This is a genomic window from Nocardiopsis rhodophaea (genome assembly GCF_039530945.1).
GTDB classification, from domain to species: domain Bacteria; phylum Actinomycetota; class Actinomycetes; order Streptosporangiales; family Streptosporangiaceae; genus Nocardiopsis_C; species Nocardiopsis_C rhodophaea.
This window is the reverse complement of sequence record NZ_BAAAPC010000004.1, coordinates 18,482-39,715: the sequence shown is the minus strand read 5'-3', so window position 1 is coordinate 39,715 and position 21,234 is coordinate 18,482. Positions and strand designations below refer to the sequence as shown.

At 69.8% G+C, this 21,234-nt stretch carries 16 protein-coding genes; 2 read left to right on the top strand and 14 right to left on the bottom strand.

The genetic code is table 11. The annotated features are described in order from the left end of the window. Positions 1 to 46: 46 nt before the first annotated feature. From ABD259_RS05435 to ABD259_RS05370, 14 genes are all read right to left on the bottom strand, one after another. Complete coding sequence (locus ABD259_RS05435) at positions 47 to 571, bottom strand: RDD family protein (protein WP_344160595.1); 525 nt, start codon at positions 569 to 571, stop codon at positions 47 to 49. Between the two features lie 249 nt (positions 572 to 820). Then, the gene (locus ABD259_RS05430; protein ID WP_344160592.1) at positions 821 to 1,372 is read right to left on the bottom strand and encodes an RDD family protein; all 552 of its coding nucleotides are present in this window, start codon (positions 1,370 to 1,372) and stop codon (positions 821 to 823) included. A gap of 292 nt (positions 1,373 to 1,664) precedes the next feature. After that, positions 1,665 to 4,499 (bottom strand): excinuclease ABC subunit UvrA, encoded by a 2,835-nt coding sequence (uvrA, locus tag ABD259_RS05425; RefSeq protein ID WP_344099757.1) that lies wholly within the window; start codon positions 4,497 to 4,499, stop codon positions 1,665 to 1,667. A 288-nt stretch (positions 4,500 to 4,787) separates the two neighbouring features. Further along, positions 4,788 to 5,801, bottom strand: a complete 1,014-nt coding sequence (locus ABD259_RS05420; RefSeq protein WP_344099754.1) for a TerC family protein — start codon at positions 5,799 to 5,801, stop codon at positions 4,788 to 4,790. Between the two features lie 454 nt (positions 5,802 to 6,255). Beyond that, complete coding sequence (locus tag ABD259_RS05415; protein WP_344160872.1) at positions 6,256 to 7,395, bottom strand: glycosyltransferase family 4 protein; 1,140 nt, start codon at positions 7,393 to 7,395, stop codon at positions 6,256 to 6,258. Positions 7,396 to 7,411: 16 nt separating this feature from the next. Next, positions 7,412 to 9,073, bottom strand: a complete 1,662-nt coding sequence (gene murJ / locus ABD259_RS05410; RefSeq protein ID WP_344160589.1) for a murein biosynthesis integral membrane protein MurJ — start codon at positions 9,071 to 9,073, stop codon at positions 7,412 to 7,414. A 310-nt stretch (positions 9,074 to 9,383) separates the two neighbouring features. Further along, entirely contained in the window at positions 9,384 to 10,424 is a 1,041-nt protein-coding gene (locus tag ABD259_RS05405) for a hypothetical protein (protein ID WP_344160586.1), read from the bottom strand. 318 nt (positions 10,425 to 10,742) lie between these two features. Continuing rightward, a complete protein-coding gene (locus ABD259_RS05400) occupies positions 10,743 to 11,900 on the bottom strand; it encodes a copper transporter (protein ID WP_344160583.1) in 1,158 nt (385 codons plus the stop codon). Continuing rightward, on the bottom strand, positions 11,897 to 13,105 hold the full coding sequence (gene steA, locus ABD259_RS05395; protein WP_344160579.1) for a putative cytokinetic ring protein SteA: 1,209 nt from the start codon (positions 13,103 to 13,105) through the stop codon (positions 11,897 to 11,899). Before steA ends, ABD259_RS05400 begins: the two co-directional genes overlap by 4 nt. 304 nt (positions 13,106 to 13,409) lie before the next feature. After that, entirely contained in the window at positions 13,410 to 15,110 is a 1,701-nt protein-coding gene (gene recN / locus ABD259_RS05390) for a DNA repair protein RecN (RefSeq protein ID WP_344099744.1), read from the bottom strand. Positions 15,111 to 15,240: 130 nt separating this feature from the next. Next, positions 15,241 to 16,212, bottom strand: coding sequence for an NAD kinase (locus ABD259_RS05385; protein WP_344099742.1), 972 nt, complete (start codon positions 16,210 to 16,212; stop codon positions 15,241 to 15,243). Positions 16,213 to 16,596: 384 nt separating this feature from the next. Further along, the gene (locus ABD259_RS05380; RefSeq protein WP_344099740.1) at positions 16,597 to 17,397 is read right to left on the bottom strand and encodes a TlyA family RNA methyltransferase; all 801 of its coding nucleotides are present in this window, start codon (positions 17,395 to 17,397) and stop codon (positions 16,597 to 16,599) included. 594 nt (positions 17,398 to 17,991) lie between these two features. Beyond that, positions 17,992 to 18,183, bottom strand: a complete 192-nt coding sequence (locus tag ABD259_RS05375) for a hypothetical protein (protein ID WP_344160576.1) — start codon at positions 18,181 to 18,183, stop codon at positions 17,992 to 17,994. After that, positions 18,180 to 19,163 carry a coiled-coil domain-containing protein gene (locus ABD259_RS05370; RefSeq protein WP_344160573.1) on the bottom strand — a complete coding sequence of 328 codons (984 nt, stop codon included), beginning with the start codon at positions 19,161 to 19,163 and terminating at the stop codon, positions 18,180 to 18,182. The genes ABD259_RS05375 and ABD259_RS05370 overlap by 4 nt, the downstream gene beginning before the upstream one ends. A gap of 178 nt (positions 19,164 to 19,341) precedes the next feature. On the opposite strand from ABD259_RS05370, the gene ABD259_RS05365 reads away from it, so the two are divergent. Both ABD259_RS05365 and ABD259_RS05360 read left to right on the top strand, forming a co-directional pair. Then, positions 19,342 to 19,692: an SCP2 sterol-binding domain-containing protein gene (locus tag ABD259_RS05365; protein ID WP_344099733.1), complete on the top strand. Its 351-nt coding sequence runs from the start codon at positions 19,342 to 19,344 to the stop codon at positions 19,690 to 19,692. A gap of 42 nt (positions 19,693 to 19,734) precedes the next feature. Next, positions 19,735 to 21,102 (top strand): DUF1015 family protein, encoded by a 1,368-nt coding sequence (locus tag ABD259_RS05360; protein ID WP_344160571.1) that lies wholly within the window; start codon positions 19,735 to 19,737, stop codon positions 21,100 to 21,102. Positions 21,103 to 21,234: the final 132 nt, after the last annotated feature.

Genomic DNA, 21,234 nt, shown 5'->3' with positions numbered 1-21,234 from the left:
TACTTTGGTGCGGACCGACCACCGGGGACGCGGCGCGCGGGCCTGATCAGGCGCTGTGCACCACGATCGTGCGGGCGACCCTGTCATGGACCCCCTGCGGGTAGGGGCGCGCCCGCAGCGGCCACAGGGCGCACAGGACCAGGAAGAGGACGCCGACCACCCACTTCCAGCCGGGAATCCACCAGAACAGCACCCACAGGTGGAACACGGCCGCGCGAGCGACGATCGCGGTGATGGGGATGGGGCCCGGGCGGCCCTCCGCGTCCTGGGGCGCCACTTCGAGGCCGAGCAGCTTCTTGCCGGCGGTGCGGCGCTTGCGCGCCACGCTGACCGCGTCGTACCCCACCAGGATGAGGTAGTAGCAGACACAGAAGATGATGAAGTAGCTTTCCGACGTCGCGCCGCCGACGAGCGCCTGCGCGCCGAGCCACACCAAGGCGACGATCGCGGCCACGACGGCGGCCGGGATCATGACCAGGATGACGTCGACGAGGCGCGCCCCCGCCCGCCGCATCCAGGGCGCCGGTTGGCGGGGCGCCTCGCCGTGATGTCCCGGGTCCGGTCCCGGCATGCCGGGACCCCGGTAGGGCGGAGGCGGGCCGTGGCGGGTCCCGGACGCGGCGTCGGCGGACCACCCGCGTTCCTGTGGAACTCCCGGCACACCTGGCACACCCGGCGGCCCCCCGGGGGTCCCGGACGCGCCAGGACCGGGGGCGGGTACCGCACCCTCATTCCACGGCGGCGGAGCTTGGTTCATCTGCGCTGAGACCCTCTCGGATGGGGTTGATCAGGGCGGTGGAGGGGCGCCAAAACGCCCGTATCAAATGTCATCCGACGATACCGGCCGCTCTCGCGTGGTCACCACTTCGGTGCCGCCGATACGGTCGTGCAGCCCCCTGCCCCGCGGCTGGTCGAGGAACGCCGATGTGACCGCGTAGATGGACACACCCAGTGCCAGCAGGCCGATGATCGGGACGAAGTTGAGCAGCACCGACAGGTAGAGGACGGCGGAGCGCTTCAGCACGCCCAGGGCGTCGGCCGGCCCGCCCCCGCTGCCTGTCTCCTCGTCCACCGCGGCGGCGATACGCAGGCGGCAGAAGAGCTTGCCGGGCGTGGCGCCGTAGACCGCGGTGAAGGCGACCTCATAGCCCGCGTAGAGCACGAACAGGATAAGGGAGGTGACCAGCGAGGCCAGGAACTCCTTCAACGCGGTCTCGGTGCCGACCGGCACCTCGTAGGAGACCGCGGCGCTCACGACCAGTCCGATAGCGCCGACGATCACCAGGTCGATCACCCGCGCGAGGACCCGCATGCCCATTCCGGCCGGTACCTGGACGCCGGCACCGGGCTCCCCGGAGAGGGCGTCGTTCATCGTCTCCTCGATTCCAGGCGTTACGGCGCCGGAGGCGCCGACCCCGACAGTGCCACCCCACGACAGCGCTGGCGCACCACCGCTCCGGCCGCCCCAGCTCTGGACAACGGACGTGCTGACCACCGCAGGTGCCGATCCGGCGCACGCCGACCCGGGCAGCGCCGCTCCGAGCGGCGCCAACCCGCGCATCCGCCGCCCGGACGGAACCGCTCCGGGCAGGATCGTCTCATGTCGGCCGCGCCCCAGGCAGTGGTGATGCCGTGTCCCACCCTAGCCCGTGGGACCGTCGCGGCTAGAGCATCTTGTTGAGGAACTGCCCGGTGTAGGAGTCGGGGACGGCCGCGACCGCCTCGGGGGTGCCGGTGGCGACGACGGTGCCGCCCCGAGCACCGCCTTCGGGCCCCATGTCGATGATGTAGTCGGCGGTCTTGATGACGTCGAGGTTGTGCTCGATGACGATGACCGTGTTGCCGCTGTCGGCCAGCCGGTTGAGCACGCCGAGCAGCTTGCGGATGTCCTCGAAGTGCAGGCCGGTGGTGGGTTCGTCCAGCACGTAGACGGTCCGCCCGGTGGAGCGGCGCTGCAGCTCCGAGGCGAGCTTCACGCGCTGGGCCTCACCGCCGGAGAGCGTGGTCGCGGGCTGGCCCAGCCGCACGTAGCCCAGGCCGACGTCGTTCAGGGTCTGCATGTGCCGGCGGATCGCGGAGATCGGCTCGAAGAACTCCAGGGCCTCCTCGATCGGCATGTTGAGCACCTCGGAGATGGTCTTGCCCTTGTAGTGGACGTCCAGCGTCTCGCGGTTGTAGCGCGCCCCGTGGCACACCTCGCAGGGGACGTAGACGTCGGGCAGGAACTGCATCTCGATTTTGATGGTGCCGTCACCCGCGCACGCCTCGCAGCGGCCGCCCTTGATGTTGAAGGAGAAGCGGCCCGGCTGGTATCCGCGCATCTTCGCCTCGGTGGTCTGCGCGAAGAGCTTGCGGATGTGGTCGAAAACCCCGGTGTAGGTGGCGGGGTTGGACCTCGGTGTGCGGCCGATGGGGCTCTGGTCGACGTGCACGATCTTGTCGACCTGGTTAACCCCGTTGACCCTGGTGTGCCGTCCCGGCACCGAGCGGGCGCCTTGCAGTTCCTTGGCCAGTGCCTTGTACAGGATCTCGTTGACGAGAGTGGACTTTCCGGACCCGGAGACGCCGGTGACGGCCGTGAACACGCCGAGCGGGAACGCCACGTCGATGTTGTGGAGGTTGTTCTCGCGGGCGCCCTTGACCACGAGCTCGCGGCCCTTGGTCACGGGGCGGCGCTCGTTGGGGACCTCGATCTTCCGCCGACGCGAGAGGTAGTCGCCGGTGGCGGAGTCGGTGCTGGACAGCAGGTCCTCGACGGGACCGGAGACGACCACCTTGCCGCCGTGCTCCCCTGCTCCCGGGCCGATGTCGACGACCCAGTCGGCGGCGCGAATGGTGTCCTCGTCGTGCTCCACCACGATGAGGGTGTTGCCGATGTCGCGGAGCCGCTGCAGCGTCTCCAGCAGCCGGAAGTTGTCGCGCTGGTGCAGGCCGATGGACGGCTCGTCGAGCACGTAGAGGACACCCACCAGACCGGAGCCGATCTGGGTGGCCAGCCGGATGCGCTGCGCCTCACCGCCTGACAGTGAGCCGGAGGGGCGTTCAAGGTTGAGGTAGTCGAGCCCGACGTCGAGCAGGAAGCCCAGGCGGGCGTTGATCTCCTTGAGCACCTGTGAGGCGATGACCTGGTCGCGCTCGCTCAGCGTGAGGTCGCGCAGGAACTGTGCGCACTCGCTCAGCGGCATGGCGCTCACCTCGGAGATGGAGGCGCCTCCGACGGTCACCGCCAGCACCACCGGCTTGAGCCGCTGGCCGCCGCACGCGGGGCAGTGCACGGTGCGCATGTAGCCCTCCAGGCGCTCGCGGCCGTAGTCGCTCTCGCTCTCGGCGTGGCGGCGCTTCACCCACGGGATGACGCCCTCGAAGTCGGTGTAGTAGGAGCGGGTGCGCCCGTAGCGGTTGCGGTAGCGCACGTTCACCTGGGTGTTGTGGCCTTCCAGCAGCGCCTTGCGCGCGGCTCTGGACAGGCGCTCCCAGGGGGTGTCGAGGTCAAAGCCGATGGCGTCGCCGACGGCCTGCATGAGTCGACCGAAGTACTCGCTGGCGTGCCCGCCGGACCAGGGGGCGATGGCGCCCTCGTTGAGCGTCTTGGCCGGGTCCGGGATGAGCAGCTCGGGGTCGACCTCCATGCGGCTGCCGAGCCCGGCGCACTCGGGGCACGCGCCGTAGGGCGAGTTGAAGGAGAAGGAGCGCGGCTCCAGCTCCTCGAAGGAAAGGTCGTCGTAGGGGCAGTAGAGGTGCTCGGAGAAGACCTTCTCGCGTTCGGCGTCGTCGGCGGGCAGGTCGACGAAGTCGAGCACGATGGTGCCGCCCGCCAGCTGCAGCGCGGTCTCGATGGAGTCGGTGAGGCGCTTCTGCGCGGACTCCTTGACCGTGAGGCGGTCGACGATCACGGAGATGTCGTGCTTCTCCTGCTTCTTCAGCGTGGGCGCCTCGTCCAGCCGCACCATGGCGCCGTCGACCATGGCCCGGGTGAAGCCCTTGGACTGCAGGTCCTTGAAGAGTTCGGTGTACTCGCCCTTGCGTCCGCGCACGACCGGCGCGAGCACCTGGAAGCGGGTCCCCTCGGTGAGCTCCAGAACGCGGTCCACGATCTGCTGCGGGGTCTGGCGGGCGATCTCCCTGCCGCACTCGGGGCAGTGCGGTACGCCGATGCGCGCCCACAGCAGTCGCAGGTAGTCGTAGACCTCGGTGATGGTGCCGACCGTGGAGCGGGGGTTGCGGCTGGTCGACTTCTGGTCGATGGAGACCGCCGGGGACAGCCCCTCGATGAAGTCGACGTCGGGCTTGTCCATCTGGCCGAGGAACTGCCGGGCGTAGGCCGAGAGCGATTCCACGTAGCGCCGCTGCCCCTCGGCGAAGATCGTGTCGAATGCCAGCGATGACTTGCCCGATCCGGACAGGCCGGTGAACACGATCATCGCGTCGCGCGGCAGATCCAGTGAGACATCCTTGAGGTTGTGCTCCCGGGCGCCCCGGATCACCAGCTGCTCGGCCATGTTCTTGCTTCAGCCCCCTCGGCATCGGCGCGCGGTTGGGGCGCCGGAGAACACACCGGCCCCGTCCAGACACCGCACGGAATATGGCCCACCAGAACGCGGCGGCGCGTAGGGGCACGCAGGCGACCGCGGTGATGGACCTTTAACGGTAACGACTTCGGCGGGCGGAATCTTCCGCCCGGGGGAAACGCGTGGTGCCCGACGGGATCACCGGCGGACACCACCACTATAGACGAACATTCGTTCGAAGGAAGGTCCTTCGGTGGCCGGTTCGGCGGCCACGCCCCGTCACTCCGAGGGGACGCCGCGCTCGGCTTCGAGCTCCTTCTCCCCGGTTCGGCCACTGCCGCGGGACCACAGCAGACTCGCCACGATAGTGACGGTCATCACGCCGATGATCACCACCAGGGACGTGCTCGTGGAGATCTCCGGGACGGTGAAGCCGCTCTCGTGCAGCGCGTGCAGGATCATCTTGACGCCGATGAACACCATGATCGCCGCCAGGCCCCAGCTGATGTAGGCGAGGCGGTCCATCAACCCGGCCAGGAGGAAGTAGAGCTGGCGCAGCCCGAGGAGGGCGAAGGCGTTGGCGGTGAAGACGATGTAGGGGTCCTTGGTCAGGCCGAAGATCGCCGGGATCGAGTCGACGGCGAAGACGAGGTCGGTGACGCCGATCGCGACGATGACCATCAGCATCGGGGTGACGTGGCGACGTCCGCTCAGACGCACCGTCAGTTTGGAGCCGTGGTAGTCATCGGCCACCGGCCAGACCTTCTTGACCATGCGCACCGCGAAGCTGTCGGTGTAGTCGGCGTCCTCGTCGCCGTTGAGGTGATCGTGGACGATCTTCACGGCGGTGTAGATGAGGAACGCGCCGAAGACGTAGAAGACCTCGCTCCAGGCGTTGATGGCCTGGGCACCGATGGCGATGAAGAAGCCGCGCATGATCAGCGCGATCACGATGCCGACGAGCAGCACCTCGTGCTGGTACCGCCGGGGTACCGCGAACCCGCCGATGATCAGATAGAAGACGAAGAGGTTGTCGACGCTGAGGCTCTTCTCGGTGATGAACCCGGCGAAGTACTCACCGGCTACCGTGGCCCCGCCGAAATACCAGAGGCCGAACCCGAAGACGATCGCGATACCGACGTAGAAGACGGCCCACCAGGCCGCCTGCTTCATGCCGAACTCGCGCGGCCCGCTCTTCTTGCTCCAGGGGTGGTCGACGATCGCGAGATCGATCAGCAGGATGGCGGTCATCGCGCCGATCGTCGCGATCCACACCCACAGGGGAACGTCCATCGGGGTACTCCTCCGGTCACACCGCCCGAAGCCGAGACTCCGCGCATGCCAGTTAACCGGAGGTCTCTCCCGCCCACGCGGCACCACGCCGAGAACACAGCGCGGAAGGTGGACCGACGGCACCGGGAGCGCATCATTGCGATCCGTGATGACGACACCGTCGCGAAGGGATACTCCCCTCACCTGTCTTCAACGATCCGGACACCGGGCGCACTACCGCCGGATCCGGGAACTGACGTCCATCATGCCATCTCTTGGCCATGCTGGGGACCATCCTTGACGGATATTCGACGGATCCTCGCCGCCCGCGGAGCGCGCGAACCAGACCATGTCCGCTGCGTCCACGACGTGGTCAGAGTGCGGGTATCCCCCGACCTCACGCGATATCGGAATCGCGGAGGGCCGATCCGACCCGCGGCGACACCCGGCCGTCCACCTCCCGGTCGTCCAGAATTCACCGACCCGTCAGCGACGCGTAGATCCCGTCCACCTGACGCAGCGTGTCCTCCACCGTAGGGAGCCGTTCCGCCGCCTCTTCCGCGTCCGCGCGCATCTTCGCGGCCAGCCCCGGGTCGCCGAGCACCCGGGTCACCCCCTCGGCCAGCGCCCCCGCATCGCCCGGCGGTACCAGCAGCGCGACATCCTCGTACAGGTCCGGGATGCCCCCGACGCGCGTCGCCACAACGGGCAGCCCGGCGCGCAGCGCCTCCATGATGACCAGCGAGGGCCCCTCCCAGAGGGACGGCAGGACGAACAGGTCGGCCGCGGCAAGCAGGTCCGGGATGTCCGACCTGTGCCCGAGCGGTCGCACGGGCAGATCCTCGGCGTCGATCCGCCTGGAGAGTTCCTCACGCATCGGCCCGTCCCCCGCGATGGCGATGAGCGGAGGCACCGCCCCCGCGTCGCGCGCGGCCGTCGCGGGGACACGGGTCGCGCGCTCGGCGGGGGCACCGACGCCTGCCGCGATCATGGGCGCCGCGTCCAGCAGCACCTTCAGCCCCTTCTGCGGGGCGAGGCGGGCCACGACCAGCAGAAGCGGGCGATCACCGGAGACACCGAGTCTGGCCCGGACCTGCGCGCGTGCCGTCCCGGCCGCGGGCATCGGCGGTGCGGTGACCACGGCTCGCACGACGCGGCGCGCGCCGCGGGCGCGCATGCGGTCCACCAGGTCGCTGGACACCCCCAGCACGATGTCCGCGCGCCGGGCCACGACACGCTCCAGTGTCGGGAACACCCAGGCGCGTGGCCCGCTGAGCTCGGGCGGCGCGTTGTGCACGGTGGCCACCAGCGGGGCGGCCCCGGCGAGAGCGCACATGGCGCCGGCGCGGATCCCGTGGGCGTGCACGACGTCGGCACCCGCCAGGAGTCCACTGAGCCTGGCGGCCGCGACCACATCGGCTCCAGGGCGCGGCAGCGCGCCGATATCGACGGCGGCGAACCTCGCACCGGTGGCCGTGAAGCCGAAGTGCTCCTCGGTTTCCGGCGGCCCGATCACCGCCACCCGGTGCCCCCGGCCGGCCAGCCCCTCACACAGGGAGCGGACGTGGTTGCCCACGCCCCCGCTGCTGGTGCCGATCACCAGCGCGACCCGCATCTTGTTCACCTGCCCCTCACCTACCCTCACCCGTTATCTCATCATCGCCAGGAGGTGCCTGTCCCTCGTCGTCGGCCACCCGGGGCACCGCCGTCCCCCGCGCCAGCGCGGACCTCACCGCGCGGCCGTCGATCACCAGAGCCGCCGCACCGAAAACCACGAAGGCGGCTCCTCCCCCGACGAGGGCCGCTATGGCGTCGCCCCACGCCCCGTCGAGAGGAAACAGCCCGGACACCGCCGCCCCGGCGGGGTACCCGGCCGCCGCGCCGATGACCGCCGCCAGCAGTCCCCGACCCAGCCCCGCGAAGGCCGCCCGCCCGTGCGCCCGGAGCGTCGCGACGGACAGCAGTATGGCGGCCAGCGTCAGGCCGATGGAGGTCCCGGTGCCCAGCGCCGCCACCGTCCACTCGGCAGGCAGTACCCCGACCAGCACCACGTTTCCCACCATGACCGCGAGCCATCCGGTCACTTGGGCCACCGCGGCCTCACGTCCGTGCCGAGAGGCATACAGCGCCCGGCTCAACAGCGCGACCAGGCCGAATCCGACGACGCCGGGCGCGTAGCAGAGCAGCGCCCGTTGGAGGGGAAGCGGGTCGTCCTGGGCGAACAGCGCGCCTACGGGCGCCGCGGCGGCGGCCAGGGCGGTGGCCAGGCCGGCCGTGATGATCAGCGACGCGCGTGCGCTCCCGACCAGCACCCGGTCGAACCCGCGCTGGTCGTGCTCGCCGTGGCGTACGGCGAGCGTGGTGAACGCACTGGTGGCGATGGGCACCGCGATGATCCCGTAGGGCAGCGTGAACAGCACCCAGGCATAGTTGTTGAGCACGATCGCGCCCGATCCCCCGCCTCGGTTCGCGAGGGCGGCCGCCAGCAACAGGCTGAGCTGCATGGCCACCAGCGGCAGCAGCGCGGCAGCCGCCAGCGACCGGACCCTCCGCCCCACACCGGGCGGGAACGCCAGCCGAGGGCGCAGGCCGAGGCGCAACCGCAGGGTCGGGAAGAGCGCGGTGGCGAACAGCACGGCGACACCGGTGGTGGTACCGACCGACAGCGTCAGTTCCGCGTTCAGCGGCAGGTGGGCAAGGTCGTTGGTGTAGGCCCCGCCCTGCGGCCGGAACGCGACGTAGGCGGCCATCACCACGAGGCTGGAAACCAGGGGAGCGAGCGCCGGGGCGAGGAAGCGCCGGTGCGCCTGCAGGATTCCGTAGAGTACGGCCGCGAGACCGTAGAACAGGATCTGCGGCGCGAAGACGAACACGAATCGCGCGGCCAACCAGACCAGCTCGGCGCGGTCGCATCCCTGGCCCGGCCCCAACATCACCGACATCGCCGGAACAGCGATGGCGGCGAGCGCCAGGCTCAGCGGCACCGCGATCACGATCACCCACGTCACCAACGCCGAAGCCGTGTGCCGCACATGCGCGTCATCGCCCTTGTCGGCGCCAGCCGCCAAGACGGGTACCACCATCCCCGCGAGCGCGCCGCCGATGACAATTTCGAACAGGATGGTGGGCAGCATGTTCGCGGTGACATAGGCGGTGCCCAGGCAGTTGTCCCCCACGGTCTGCGAGAAGACCACGGTCCGGGCGAACCCGGCCACGCGCGCGAACGCCGTGACAACGGCGATCAGCGCCGCCGCACCAGCCACACCCGCCCACAGGCGCTGTCTCAGCCACATGGGCGCACCGCATCCTCACCACACGGGGGTGCTCCACGGGAAAGCCCGCTGATACGAGCCCGGCGGCACCCGACCAGCCGGAGAAGAGTTCGTCCGCGTGATGCGGCCCGGGGACGGGCGGCCTCGATCCCCGCGTGCGTGGGGAACACGCCTTTTCCCTCTGCTCGTGCGACCGTCGGACGGGCGGCCGCCCGCGGGTCCGTAGAACTGGTACGGATGAGGAGCGGCCCTCCCCTCGACCGGGCACACATCTGAGGGTGACCAGGTCCGACGTCGGGGATGGAGGCGCTCGGGCGTGATGAGCAGCGTCTCACGTCCGGTCCGGGCCTCCGTCGCTGTGGCGGCGCGTCGTTTGGAGGCTCTGCTGTGCCGGGACGTTGATCGGCGGGGTGTCCGCCGCATCCAAAGGGCGCGGGCCGCTCCGGCCGTCGTCCCCGGTCGCCGAGTCCGCTGTCGTCGGCCGCGGCGCGGGGCGTCGGCCCACGTCGTCCAGGGCCCGCAGCGGAGGGGTGGCGCTGATGACCCTGCTGAAACTGACGAACTCGCTGGCCAGCGTCAGACCCACGACAGCGCCGAGCATCCCCGCACGTGTCGGGCGGGGCAGCGATGCCGCCGCGGTGACACCAAGGACAGCGCCGAGCGCGTTCGCTCCGGCGTCGCCCATCATGGCGCGTTCGCCCAGGTCGTCGGGGAGCAGTGCGGCGGTGGCGCCAAGCACTGGCCCGACAACTCCGGCGGCCGGACCGGTGAGGGCGGGGAGGCCCGCGATCAGTCCGACCTTGGCTGCGCGGCCCGGACGAAGGTCGAAGAGGTTGAGGAGGTTGGCGGAGCCCGCGATCAGCGCACCGTTGATCAGTGTGTCGACCGGCCGGCGGTGGATCATCGCTCCGGCGAGCAGCCCGGTCAGGCCGATCCCCGCCACCTTGACCGCCCCCGTGGTGATCTCTCCTCGCCCCAGCGCGCTCAGGTGGCCTTTGAACCCACGTGAACGTGAGGACCCCGAGATGTCGTCGTACGCGCCGAAGCCCGCCGCGCCGGTGGCGGCGGTGATGGTGGCCAGGCGCAGCCGTCCGGGTACACCGGGCGTGAGGGCGGCCGCGGCGCACGTTCCAGCGGCGAGGGCGGGGCCTTCCAGCAGGGTGACCTTCTCGCCGCGGAAATTGGTGCGCGCCCACAGGTCGCGGGCGGCACCGGATCCGAGGAACACGTCGTCGACCGAGTCGCCACGGGGTGCGTGGGTCGCGCGGGTGAAGGCGGTTCGCGCGGCGATGGCGCCGAGGGCGGCACCGGCCAGTCCCCGGAAGAGGGACCGGCTGCGGCTCGCACGTCGGGTGCGGCGAGGGAAAGCCATGAGCTCGCTCCGATTCTTCGTCGTCGATTCGTCGTCGGACCGTCCGTCGGGCGGCGTTTTTTACGGCCGTGCGCCGCGGCGGTCCTCGGAAGCGTCGTTCCCGGCGCCTGTCCCACTGGAGAGCTCTCCGGGGGGGAAGGACCGGGGGTGTTCGAGGTGCGCGGAGAATGGGGGTGCGGGCGTCGACCACGCTCCTCTCCGGTCCGGGCGTCCTCCGCGCGCGGCGCGCGGTCCTGCGGTTTTCGGAGGCGCTTGTCGGCCGCGGCCGCTTCCGCCCTCGGACGGGGGGTGAGGGCGTCCGGCCGCACCTGCGATGTCTTACGAGGCGTACGCCGATGCCGTCGCGTCCCGCTTCTTCTTCCCGGTCCCCTCGTACCTGTTGTGCTCCTTACCGCTGCCCTCGCTGTTCCCCTTGGTGTTCTCCTTGGGTTCTGGCAGCGGGTCAGGCAGGAACCCGTCGACTCCCTCGCCGATGCCGTAGGCTCCGCTGCGGTTCGCCTCCGCGGCGGCGACAGCCAGAGCGGCGACCACGTTTCCACTGGTCGATCCGGCGGTGTCCACGGTGCTGTACCTCGCCTCCTGCGCGCGGGCCTGCGCCACGAGACCGCCCGGTTCGATCGAGGTGGGGCCGCCGACGAGTACCGCGCCGTGCGCCGCGTCGTCCGCAGCACGCGCCAGGGCCAGCATCGCGGCATTAGCCGTCGGAGTGTCGTGCTCCTTGGGGCTGGATCTGCTCTCGGTCGGGAACGGTTGCGCCGGAGCGAGGACCACGGCGATGTCGCCCTGTTCGACGACGTTGCCTTGAACGGTCAGCAGCCCGGCTTCGGAGAACCCGGCGAGCACGGCGTCCGCGTCGAACTCGGAGACGGCCTCCTCACCGGTCTCGTCCACTGTGTCCGCGTCGCCGCCCCCGTCGTTCGCGGAGGCGCCCTCGCTGCCCGCTGTGTCGTCCTCGTTGTTCGCTGTGCTGTCGTCCTGCTCGTGGCGGAGAACAGCGCGGGCCAGTTCGGCCCCGGCCTTCTCGTACGCGCCGCCCTTGGGGAGGCGCATCCCTTCGGCGAGCTGCTCGGTGAGTTCGTCGACGAACGTTGCCTGCCCGGTGTCGATGTACTTGTCGGTGAACACCACCTGGCCGGGAACTTCTCCACCGGCCTGCTCGATGCGGGCGATCAGCTCGTCCCGGGTGGACTTGTCGGCACCGGGCGACTCCAGTATGACGACGTCGACGTCGGTCAGCAGGTCGTCCAGCATGTCCTCGGCGTAGGCGGAGATGAGTTCGCCCCCGCCCGCGTTGAGCCTGTTGGCGACGTCCTTCTCCGTCCGCAGCCGGTCGCTCTGCTCGCGCAGGTCGGAGGTCTCCGCTTTGAGCGTGTTCAGCAGCGGATCCTGGAGCATGGTGGTGCCGAGCACGATGCCGACCGTCAGGGCAAGGAAGATCGCAACGATGGACACCAGGTGGTAACGGAAATCGATCACGTGAACAGCCCCGTGAGCCAGTAGGCGAGCGCGTCCCAGCGCGCCGCAAGGGAGGTAAGAAACACCTGTCCTGCCGGCGAGCTGTAGCCCGCGACAAGGACAGTGAGCAGAGAGGCCGCGACGAGCGCCAGCAGCGCCCACGGCGAGATCCGGCTGCGGTAGAGGCGGCTCACGCCCTTAGCGTCCACCAGCTTGCCGCCGATCCGCAGCCGGGTGAGGAAGGTGCTGGCCATGCCGGCGCGCCCCTTGTCCAGGAACTCTTCCAGCGTGGCGTGGGTGCCGACCGCGACGATGAGGGTCGCACCGGAGTCGTCGGCGAGCATCATGGCCACGTCCTCGCTGGTGCCCGTGGCCGGGAAGACGATGGCCTCGTAACCGAGGTCGGTGAGGCGCTTGAGCCCGGGAGCACGGCCGTCGCGGTAGGCGTGCACTACGAGTTCCGCACCGGTGGCCAGGGCGTGGTCGGACACCGAGTCGAAATCCCCGACGATGATGCCGGGCCGGTACCCGGCCTCCAGGAGCGCGTCGGCGCCGCCGTCCACGCCGATCATGACGGGTCGGTATTCGCGGATGTAGGAGCGCAGTGTCGAGATGTCCTCGCGGTAGTGGTAGCCGCGGACGACGATGAGCACGTGACGGCCGTCGATCCTCGTATGGAGATCGGGGATTCCGACGCCGTCGAAGAGGAGTTCCCGCTCCCGTTTGAGGTACTCCATGGTGTTCGCCGCGAACGCCTCCAGCTGTACCGAGAGCCCCGCGCGGGCTTCGGCCATCGCGGCCGCGACGGACTCGACGTTCTGCACGACCCCTTTGGCCAGGACCTCGTCCCCCCGGTACAGGGTCCCGGCGTCCAGGCGCAGTTCTTCGCCGTCATGGACCCGGGAGAAAATCTCCGGGTCGACGTCGTCGACGAGGGGGATGCCGGCCTCCACGATCAGGCTCGGACCAAGGTTGGGATATCGGCCGCTGATGCTGGTGGCGACGTTGAGCACCGCCGACACGCCGCGCTCGAGTAGCGCCTCGGCACTGACGCGGTCGATGTCGACGTGGTCGATAATCGCAATGTCGCCCGGCTTGAGGCGCTTGGTGAGGTCTTTGGTCCGACGGTCCGAGCGAGCGGGGGCGGTAATACCGGAGGAACCGTCGTCAGGGAGCGGTCGACGGAGTTTCGTGAGTCGGGCGCTGAGCGCCGCCGGAACCTTCATCGCTCGCATCCTGCCAGAGCCGATTCCGGAATAGTTATAACGGCGAGTACACGGCGTGTTCACCACACCAGCGTCGTTCCGGGCATGTTTCCCGTGCTCACCAGGGTGTAAACGAGGCGCAGGTGACGAATTGATGGCCGGAAGGGGACACCGCCACACCGCCCGGATTGACCAGAACAGAATGCCGGGTCGGATCCGGAAAGCGGGCAGCGAAGTCCACCATGCGCGGCGGGAAAGGAGAAAACGAAAGGAAAGGAAGAAGGAGGTGGGAGGTTACCCCGGGATCCCCGACGCTGCCGCGGGGTCAGGACGCGCGGTCAGCGGCGGCGATGGTGAGCAGCTCCTCAGCGTGCGCGCGCCCCAGTTCGGAGTCCTCCAGGCCCGCGAGCATCCGGGAGAGCTCCCGCGTCCGGCCGCCCCGGTCGAGACGCATCACGCCGCTCTCGGTGACGGTCCCCTCGTTGGACTTCTCCACCACGAGATGGTTGTCGGCGAACGCCGCGACCTGCGGTAGGTGGGTAACGACGATGACCTGGGCCCGTCGGGCCAGCCGGGCCAGCCGACGACCGATCTCGACCGCCGCCTTGCCGCCCACACCGGCATCGACCTCGTCGAAGACGAACGTGGGGACGGGGTCGGCGCCCGCGAACACGACCTCGATGGCGAGCATGACCCGCGAAAGTTCACCACCGGACGCGCCCTTGGCCAGCGGCAACGGCGGGGCGGTGGGATGCGGGGCCAGCAGGAGCTCGATGTCGTCGCGCCCGTGCGGACCGAATTCGTCGCCGGTCGTGACCTTCACGGTGACGCGCGCGTGGGGCATCGCGAGGGCGGTGAGCTCCTCGGTCACTGCGGCGCCGAACCGCTCGGCGGTCTCGGTCCGGATCCGGGTGAGGTCGGCGGCGAGCTCATCGAGACTCGCTTTGACCTCCGCCTGTTCGGCGCGGAGCTCGTCGATCCGGTCGTCGTCGCTCTCCAGCTCGGCCAGCCGCTTGGTGGCATCCTCGGCCCAGGCCAGAATGTCATCGGTGGTCTCGCCATACTTCCGGGACAGCTGGGTGAGCAGCGCCCGGCGCTCCTGGATGGCCGCGAGGCGGGCCGGGTCGGCCTCCACCGACTCCGCGTACGAGGCCAGTTCGGTGGCGGCGTCGCTGAGCACGTAGGAGACCTCGTCGAGCCGGTCAGCGACCGAGGCAAGCGCGGGATCGTGCTCGCGCACGGCGGTCAGCGACCCACGGGCGGCGGCGAGAAGACCCACCACGTCGGCCTGCACATCGGCCGCAGGATCACCCGTGAGCGCTTCGTGCGCGGTGGTGGCGGCGACGCGGAGCGCGTCGGCGTGGGCGAGTCGGCTCTCCTCGGCGAGCAGCTCGGCGTCCTCGCCGGGCTGCAGCTCGGCCGCGGCAATCTCCGCCACGCCGAAGCGCAACATGTCGGCTTCCTGCGCGCGTTCCCGCGCGCGGGTCGTGAGCTCGTCGAGCGCCTCGGCGATCTCACGGTGGCGGCGGTACGTGGCGACATACGACTTCAGTGTCGCGCTCAGCTCGGCCCCCGCGTAGCGGTCGAGTGCGGCGCGCTGGCGGTCGGTGCGCAGAAGCCGCTGCTGGTCGGACTGCCCGTGCACGGCGACGAGGTCATCGGCGAGGTAGGCGAGCAGGCTCACCGGCGCCGACCGGCCGCCGAGCGTGGCGCGGGAGCGCCCCTCGGCGGAGACCATGCGGGTGAGGATGAGGATGTCGTCGTCCAGTTCGCCGCCGGCTTCCGCGACGCGGTCGGCGACGCGGCCGTCGGTGGGCACAGTGAGGCGCCCTTCCACGACGGCGCGATCGGCGCCGGGCCGAACACGCTGCGGGTCGGCGCGCCCACCGAAGAGCAATCCCAATCCGGTCACCACCATGGTCTTCCCGGCACCGGTCTCACCCGTGACCACGGTGAACCCCGGAGATAGTTCCAGTACGGCGTCATCGATGACGCCGAGACCGCGGATGTGAACTTCTTCGAGCACCGAACCCTCTCCTGCTCCCACCACTGGTGTGCCGCCCACCCTGAAGCGTCCGTCCAGGTCCGTCCAGCGTCATCGATGTTCGCCTGCGGACCCGGATCCGGGTCGTTCTCCGGCGGGGGGCGCCGTCCGACTACAGGTCGCGCTCGCTACGGCCGCGCCATCCGGCGACCGGGAGGCCGAACTTGGCGACCAGCCGATCGGTGAACGGCGGCCGCTGCAGACGCGCCAGACGAACCGGCACATCCGAACGCGTTACCTCGATCCGTGCCCCTGGGGGCAATTCGACCATACGGCGTCCATCGCACCAGAGCACGCCCGTGGTCGTGTCCGGTACGACTTCGAGAGCAATGGTGGCATCCGGGGAGACGACCACAGGCCGGGCGAACAGGGCGTGCGCGCTTATCGGCACGACCAACAGCGCCGCCACTTCCGGCCACACGATGGGGCCCCCAGCGGAGAAGGCGTGCGCGGTGGAACCAGTGGGTGTGGCGCAGACCACGCCGTCGCAGCCCCAGCGCGACAACGGGCGGCCGTCGATCTCCAACACCATTTCCAGCATCCGGCCGGAGGTGGACTTCTCCAAGGTGGCTTCGTTAAGCGCCCAGTTGTGGATCGGCGGTGCGCCGCCGTCGCGGCCACTGTTGTAGACGGCGATGTCGAGGGTCATCCGCTCCTCGACCTCGTAGGCACGGTCGACGACGGCCCGTACGGTTTCGTTCAGGTCCTCCCGCTCGGCTTCGGCAAGGAAGCCGACGTGGCCGAGGTTGACACCGAGGACAGGCACTCCGGCGGGACGGGCGATCTCCGCGGCTCGCAGCAGCGTTCCGTCCCCACCGAGCACCATGACCAGCTCCGCGCCATCGGCGGTGTCCGGGCCGCGCGTTACCTCGATCGGGTCGAGCTCGTATCCGGCCTGCTTGAGGTCGTCGGCCTCAGCGGAAGGCATCCTGACCGTCAGCCCTTCCTGGGTCAGGCTGCGATGGACCAGCTTGGCGCTGCGCATCGCGGCGGCACGCCCCGTGTGTACCAGCAGCAGCACACTGCGGTCCGACCGGCCCTCTGCCCCAGCCACCCCGCTGCCGCCCTGACCCGCGCTGGTCATGGAAGATCCTCTCGTCACCGTTTCGGCCCCCGATCCGGGAGCCGCTGCGCCCCCGGCCGGGTCACGTTACAACGAACCCGAGGGTGCCCGTGGCCCAATCCGAGCACCGCCCCCGCGCACGGAACGTCCGCCGTCACGGCCATGTCGCCACCTGTGGAGAACGATTCGGCGCGCGTGTCTTGTTCCCTGTCGCAGGTGGCGGAGCGGCAAAGGCGCCCCGCCACAGGGGGGAGCAGGGAAAACGCGGGGGCGCCAGGCAGCTGCGCTGGGCCACGCGGCCGACCCACGCCTCCTCGCCACGGGTCGCGGCCACGCGGACCCTCCCACCGCAGGCGCCGGTGACGGGCGTCGCCCTCACCACCGCCCCTATCGTCCGTACCGCCCTTACCGCGGCCCTTCTTCGATGGCGCGCCGCAGCACTTCCTCATCGAGGGACGGGGCCCCGGCTAGCAGCCAGAGGAAGTACTCGACGTTGCCGGACGGCCCGGGGAGTGGACTGGCGACCACGGCCTTGGTCCCAAGGCCGAGCGTGGCCGCGTGCTCGGCAACCTCACGCACCGCTTGGGCGCGCAGGTCGGGGTCGCGCACCACGCCTCCGGCGCCGACCCGCTCCTTGCCCACCTCGAACTGCGGCTTCACCATCATCGCGAAGTCGGCGTCGGGCGCGACGCAGTTCACCAGGGGAGGAAGCACCAGCTTGAGCGAGATGAACGACAGGTCGCCTACGACCAGGTCGGGGCGCGGCTCACCGACCAACTCCGGCGTGAGGTCGCGGACATTGCACCGCTCTACGACCCGCACCCGGTCATCACTGCGCAGAGACCAGGCGAGCTGCCCATACCCGACATCGACGGCGAGAACGTGAGCGGCGCCGCGGCGCAGGAGAACGTCGGTGAAGCCGCCGGTCGACGCCCCCGCGTCAAGGCAACGACGGCCCTTGGCATCGATCCCGAACGCGTCAAGCGCCCCGACGAGCTTGTGCGCACCACGCGAGACGTAGGCGGGCTCCTCATCGGGAACCTTCACGACGATCGCCTGATCAGTCCCCACCTGGGTCGCGGGTTTCGTCGCCACCATGCCGTTGACGCGGATGCACCCGCTGTCGATGAGTTCAGCGGCGTGCCCGCGTGAGCGAGCATGCCCACGACGGACCAGTTCGGCATCGAGCCGGGCTCTCTTGGCCATAGTGAAGGTCAGGCGCCTATCCGCTAGAGAAATCCTGCGTTGTGACGATACCCGCGCCAGCGGACCGACCGATCATCCCGCAGGCGATGGGCCCACCCCCTGCTCCCCTTCGGACGCATGCGGCGCATGTGGGGGCGGAGAGCCCCGTTCCTCGTGCGCTGACCGCATTCCGGACCGTTGCGTACTCCGATGTGTCCCCAGGTTTCTCGTCAGATCCGCGCTTGTATCGGGAGAGCCGCCCTTTTTCGAGCCTCGGCGGCGCAGCGCCGACCCCGGCCGTTCGGGTCCGCCACGGGACCATCTTTGTGCGGGCGAGGCGCGTACGAGCGCGTGTGCCCGGCGAGTGTCCTGCCAGCCCCTCCCCGCCTCTGCGGGCCCCAGGGGGCACTTGTTCACGTTGGAAGCACATCAACCAGCTCCCCGGAGCGTGCGCGGCGCCGACGCCGGTCAGCCCCCAGTTCGCTGGACGCCGACGAACCGTCCCCGCAATGACGAGGCGACCTCGGTGGCGTGTGGTGTTTCCTACGCCGATGCCCGGCATGCGGCCCCTTCGGCGGCAGCCGCTCCACCGCGCGGCGGTCAAGGCGGGACGACTCAGGCCCTTCCCTGATCCTCCTGCTGGTCAATGGTGTTCAGCACCGTGCTCAGGTCGCGGTGGAGCTGGTCGAAGACGGCGACGTGCTCAGAGATCGGCAGGCTGTCAAGGTCAGCGAGGCGCTGACGGGTGCCGTCCAGTGTCTGCTTCGCGAGGTCTGCCGCAGCGTCATCCTCGGGCTGGTCGCTCACTTCTGCTCGCCTTTCTTGGGGGCGGTGGCGTTCTTCGACCGGCTTCCCGTTCGCTTTGTTCCGGTCTTGTTCGCGGACGTGGAACGGGTGCGCGAGCTTGTGCTCTTGCTCTTACTCGTCGACGTCTTACCCGCGCTCTGCTGGGTGGCTTTCTGGGTCTTCGCCGACTTCGCCCCGGCCGCCTTCTTGCCCTCAGCCGCGGTCGTCTGATCGCCCCCTGGGTCCGTCTCAGGTTTGTTCTCAGGCTTTTGCTCGGTGTCCTGCTCGGCGTTCTGCTCGACCTCGGGCGTCGCCGCGGTTGCGGCCTCGGCCTGCACCGCTTCGCTCTTCCCAGGCGAGCTGGGCTGTTCGGAGCCCTTCTCGGCGGTCGGCGCCTCCGTGGCCGCCTCGGCGGCCGGTTGGCGGTTCGCCTCGGCGAACGCCCCTGGTGCCGAAGCCACCTCCGGAGCCGGAGCCGCTATCGGAAATGGAGGTGCCGCGGAAGCCGGGTACACCGCCGCGGCCGGAGCGGGGGCCGTCGCATGGAAAGCGACCGGGGCTGATACCTGCGCTGGAGACGGAACGGCCGCCGGAGCGGCGGGCTGAACTGCCGCCCGGACCGGGGTCTGGGCCGGCTGTGCGGGGGGACGCTGGGCGGCGAGTCTGCGCTCGAGTTCGGCGACTCGGCGAGCCAAGCGCTCGTAGTCGGAGCGGCGGACCAGGTCGAGGCGCTCCAGTGCCCGCTCTACCTCCGCCTGCACAAGGTCGCCCAGTGCCTGGCGGTTGGCGTCGTTCGTCTCCATCAGCTCGGTGGCGAGCGTCTGGATGTTCTGCCCCACCCGTCCTGGTCCGGCCGCGGAACCGCCAGCGTCGGCAGTGCTGGCGGCGCGGTCGTCGTTAGCCTTCAGCAGCGTCTTGGCGGCCGCGACCGCGCGCTTGCGGGTCAGCTCGGTAAGGCCACTGGCGGCATCGAGATACGTGCGAACCGCTTCCACGACCATCGTGACGTGCTCCTCAGTGAGTGACCGGTCGGACTAAGCGACGAGGGGACCAAGCGACAACGCTACCGGGACCGGCCCCGCACGTGGAGCGAAACCCGCACGCTATGCGTGCTCTGTGTGATGCCTCTCCCACCCCGCGGTACTTTCGCGCGCGGCGGCGTGGGGCATGATGGAGCGCATGACCAGCGTTGAAGACTGCCGGAACGCGATCGACAAAGTCTCGGACCGGATCATGGAGGTCGACGAGGCCGACCGGCGCAAACACATCGTGGAGCGCACGATCAGCGTCACGGTTCGCGACCTGGACACCGTGTTCGACATGCGGCTCACCCAGAACGGCCTGGAGGATGTCACCTCGCGCGACGCCGGCACCCCCGGCAACCGCGCGCAGGTCCGCATCACTGCCTCCGGTGACGACCTCGTGGCCCTCGCCGAGGACCGGTTGGACTTCAGCAAGGCGTTGTTCTCCGGTCGTGTGAAGATCGACGCGAGCTTCAGTGACCTGATGCGGATGCGCAAATTGCTTTAATCCGATCACGGATCATCGGTTCACGGTGGGTATCGTCCAAACGTGCGGAGAGATGCGGGCACTGATGCCCTTGAACTGGCGCCATTGCGCGGCCTGCGCTATGCCACCCGTGACGCCGGGGCGCTGATCGACTCCCCAGCGTTCAACCTGGCTCTCGCGCTGGCCCCGCCCTATGACGTCGTGGACGCGGGATCCTTCCTCGACATGATGCGCGCGGAGCCGCACAACGCCATGCGGCTCACCGCCCCTCCCGTCGGTGTCGACGCGGAATCGGCGTCCGGGCTCATCCCCTCCGCTCTGGAGCTCACCGGCCCGGACCGGTACCAGGCGGCGGCTCATACGCTGCGGAACTGGATCGACAACGGGGTCTTGGTGCGCGACGCCGCTCCCGTGATCTACGTCTACGAGCAGACCTCGCCCACGGGGGAGCGCCAACGTGGCCTCATCGGAGCTCTTCGGCTGCCGCCACCCAACGGGCGAGCGGTTCGGCCACACGAAGACACCGCGCCGGGCCCGGTCGCCGACCGTGCCCGGTTGATGGCCACGACCCGAGCCAACCTTGAGCCGATCTTCCTCCTTTACCAGGGCGGCACCGGCGAGGCGCGAGGCGCGGCCACGCTCGCCACCGAGGCCACCGCGGACAGCGGGACCACACCCTTGGTGGACACGGTCACCAGCGACGGGATCACGCACCGTCTGTGGGCCATTGACGACCCGGCCGTTCACGCCGACATCGCCGCGGACCTGGCCACGCGCACGGCACTGATCGCCGATGGTCACCACCGTTACGCCGCCTACCAGCGGCTTCGCTCCGAGAGACCCGGTCCCGGGCCATGGGAGCACGGCTTGGCCATGTTGGTCGACTCCGACTCCTCACCTCCCCGGTTGGGCGCCATCCATCGCGTCGTGCGCGATATCGACGTCCACGCGGCCGCCCGTCGCGCCTCGAAAGTCGCCGAGGTCGAACGGCTCTCCGAGCCGGTCACCGGGCCGGGCGACGTGAGCGCGGCGATGAAGCGGCTCCGCCTTGAGGCAGGCAACGGTCCCGCTCTGCTGCTCGCCGGACCTGGTGACGACGCCTCCTACCTGCTGCACCGTTTCACTCCGGAGCACCTCGCGGCGGTCGCTCCGAACCGATCCGCCGAGTGGCGGATGCTGCCCACCGCCGCCCTCGAACACCTCCTCTGCCCTCTGTGGGAGGTCGACAACGGCCGAATCGACCTGGTCCACGACGACCCGGCCGAAGCGGTCGAGGCAGCACGGCCCGGAATCGATACCGCCGTGCTGGCTCCGGAACTTCGTATCGAGGACGTCTACGCTGTGACCGCGCGCGGGGAGCTCACCCCGCGTAAGTCCACCTCCTTCGGCCCCAAACCACGGACTGGACTGGTCATGCGGCATCTGGAATGACCCGGTACCCGCTGCCGCGCGGGGAAGAGCTGGCGGCCCCGATCGCGTTTCACGGGCGGAGGACGAGCGTCATAGCACCCGTGTGCCGCCATGCCGGATCCGCGACCGGCGCCCGGTCCCACCCATGCCACC

Bases quoted from the DNA above. Each gene is read 5' to 3' on its own strand.
- murJ (WP_344160589.1), bottom strand. From the start codon at position 9,073: ATGTGGCTGAGACAGCGCCTGTGGGCGGGTGTGGCTGGTGCGGCGGCG.
- ABD259_RS05415 (WP_344160872.1), bottom strand. From the start codon at position 7,395: ATGCGGGTCGCGCTGGTGATCGGCACCAGCAGCGGGGGCGTGGGCAAC.
- ABD259_RS05380 (WP_344099740.1), bottom strand. From the start codon at position 17,397: ATGGCCAAGAGAGCCCGGCTCGATGCCGAACTGGTCCGTCGTGGGCAT.
- uvrA (WP_344099757.1), bottom strand. From the start codon at position 4,499: ATGGCCGAGCAGCTGGTGATCCGGGGCGCCCGGGAGCACAACCTCAAG.
- ABD259_RS05435 (WP_344160595.1), bottom strand. From the start codon at position 571: ATGCCGGGACCGGACCCGGGACATCACGGCGAGGCGCCCCGCCAACCG.
- ABD259_RS05365 (WP_344099733.1), top strand. From the start codon at position 19,342: ATGACCAGCGTTGAAGACTGCCGGAACGCGATCGACAAAGTCTCGGAC.
- ABD259_RS05405 (WP_344160586.1), bottom strand. From the start codon at position 10,424: ATGGCTTTCCCTCGCCGCACCCGACGTGCGAGCCGCAGCCGGTCCCTC.
- ABD259_RS05420 (WP_344099754.1), bottom strand. From the start codon at position 5,801: ATGGACGTTCCCCTGTGGGTGTGGATCGCGACGATCGGCGCGATGACC.
- ABD259_RS05370 (WP_344160573.1), bottom strand. From the start codon at position 19,163: ATGGTCGTGGAAGCGGTTCGCACGTATCTCGATGCCGCCAGTGGCCTT.
- ABD259_RS05430 (WP_344160592.1), bottom strand. From the start codon at position 1,372: ATGAACGACGCCCTCTCCGGGGAGCCCGGTGCCGGCGTCCAGGTACCG.
- steA (WP_344160579.1), bottom strand. From the start codon at position 13,105: ATGAAGGTTCCGGCGGCGCTCAGCGCCCGACTCACGAAACTCCGTCGA.
- ABD259_RS05385 (WP_344099742.1), bottom strand. From the start codon at position 16,212: ATGACCAGCGCGGGTCAGGGCGGCAGCGGGGTGGCTGGGGCAGAGGGC.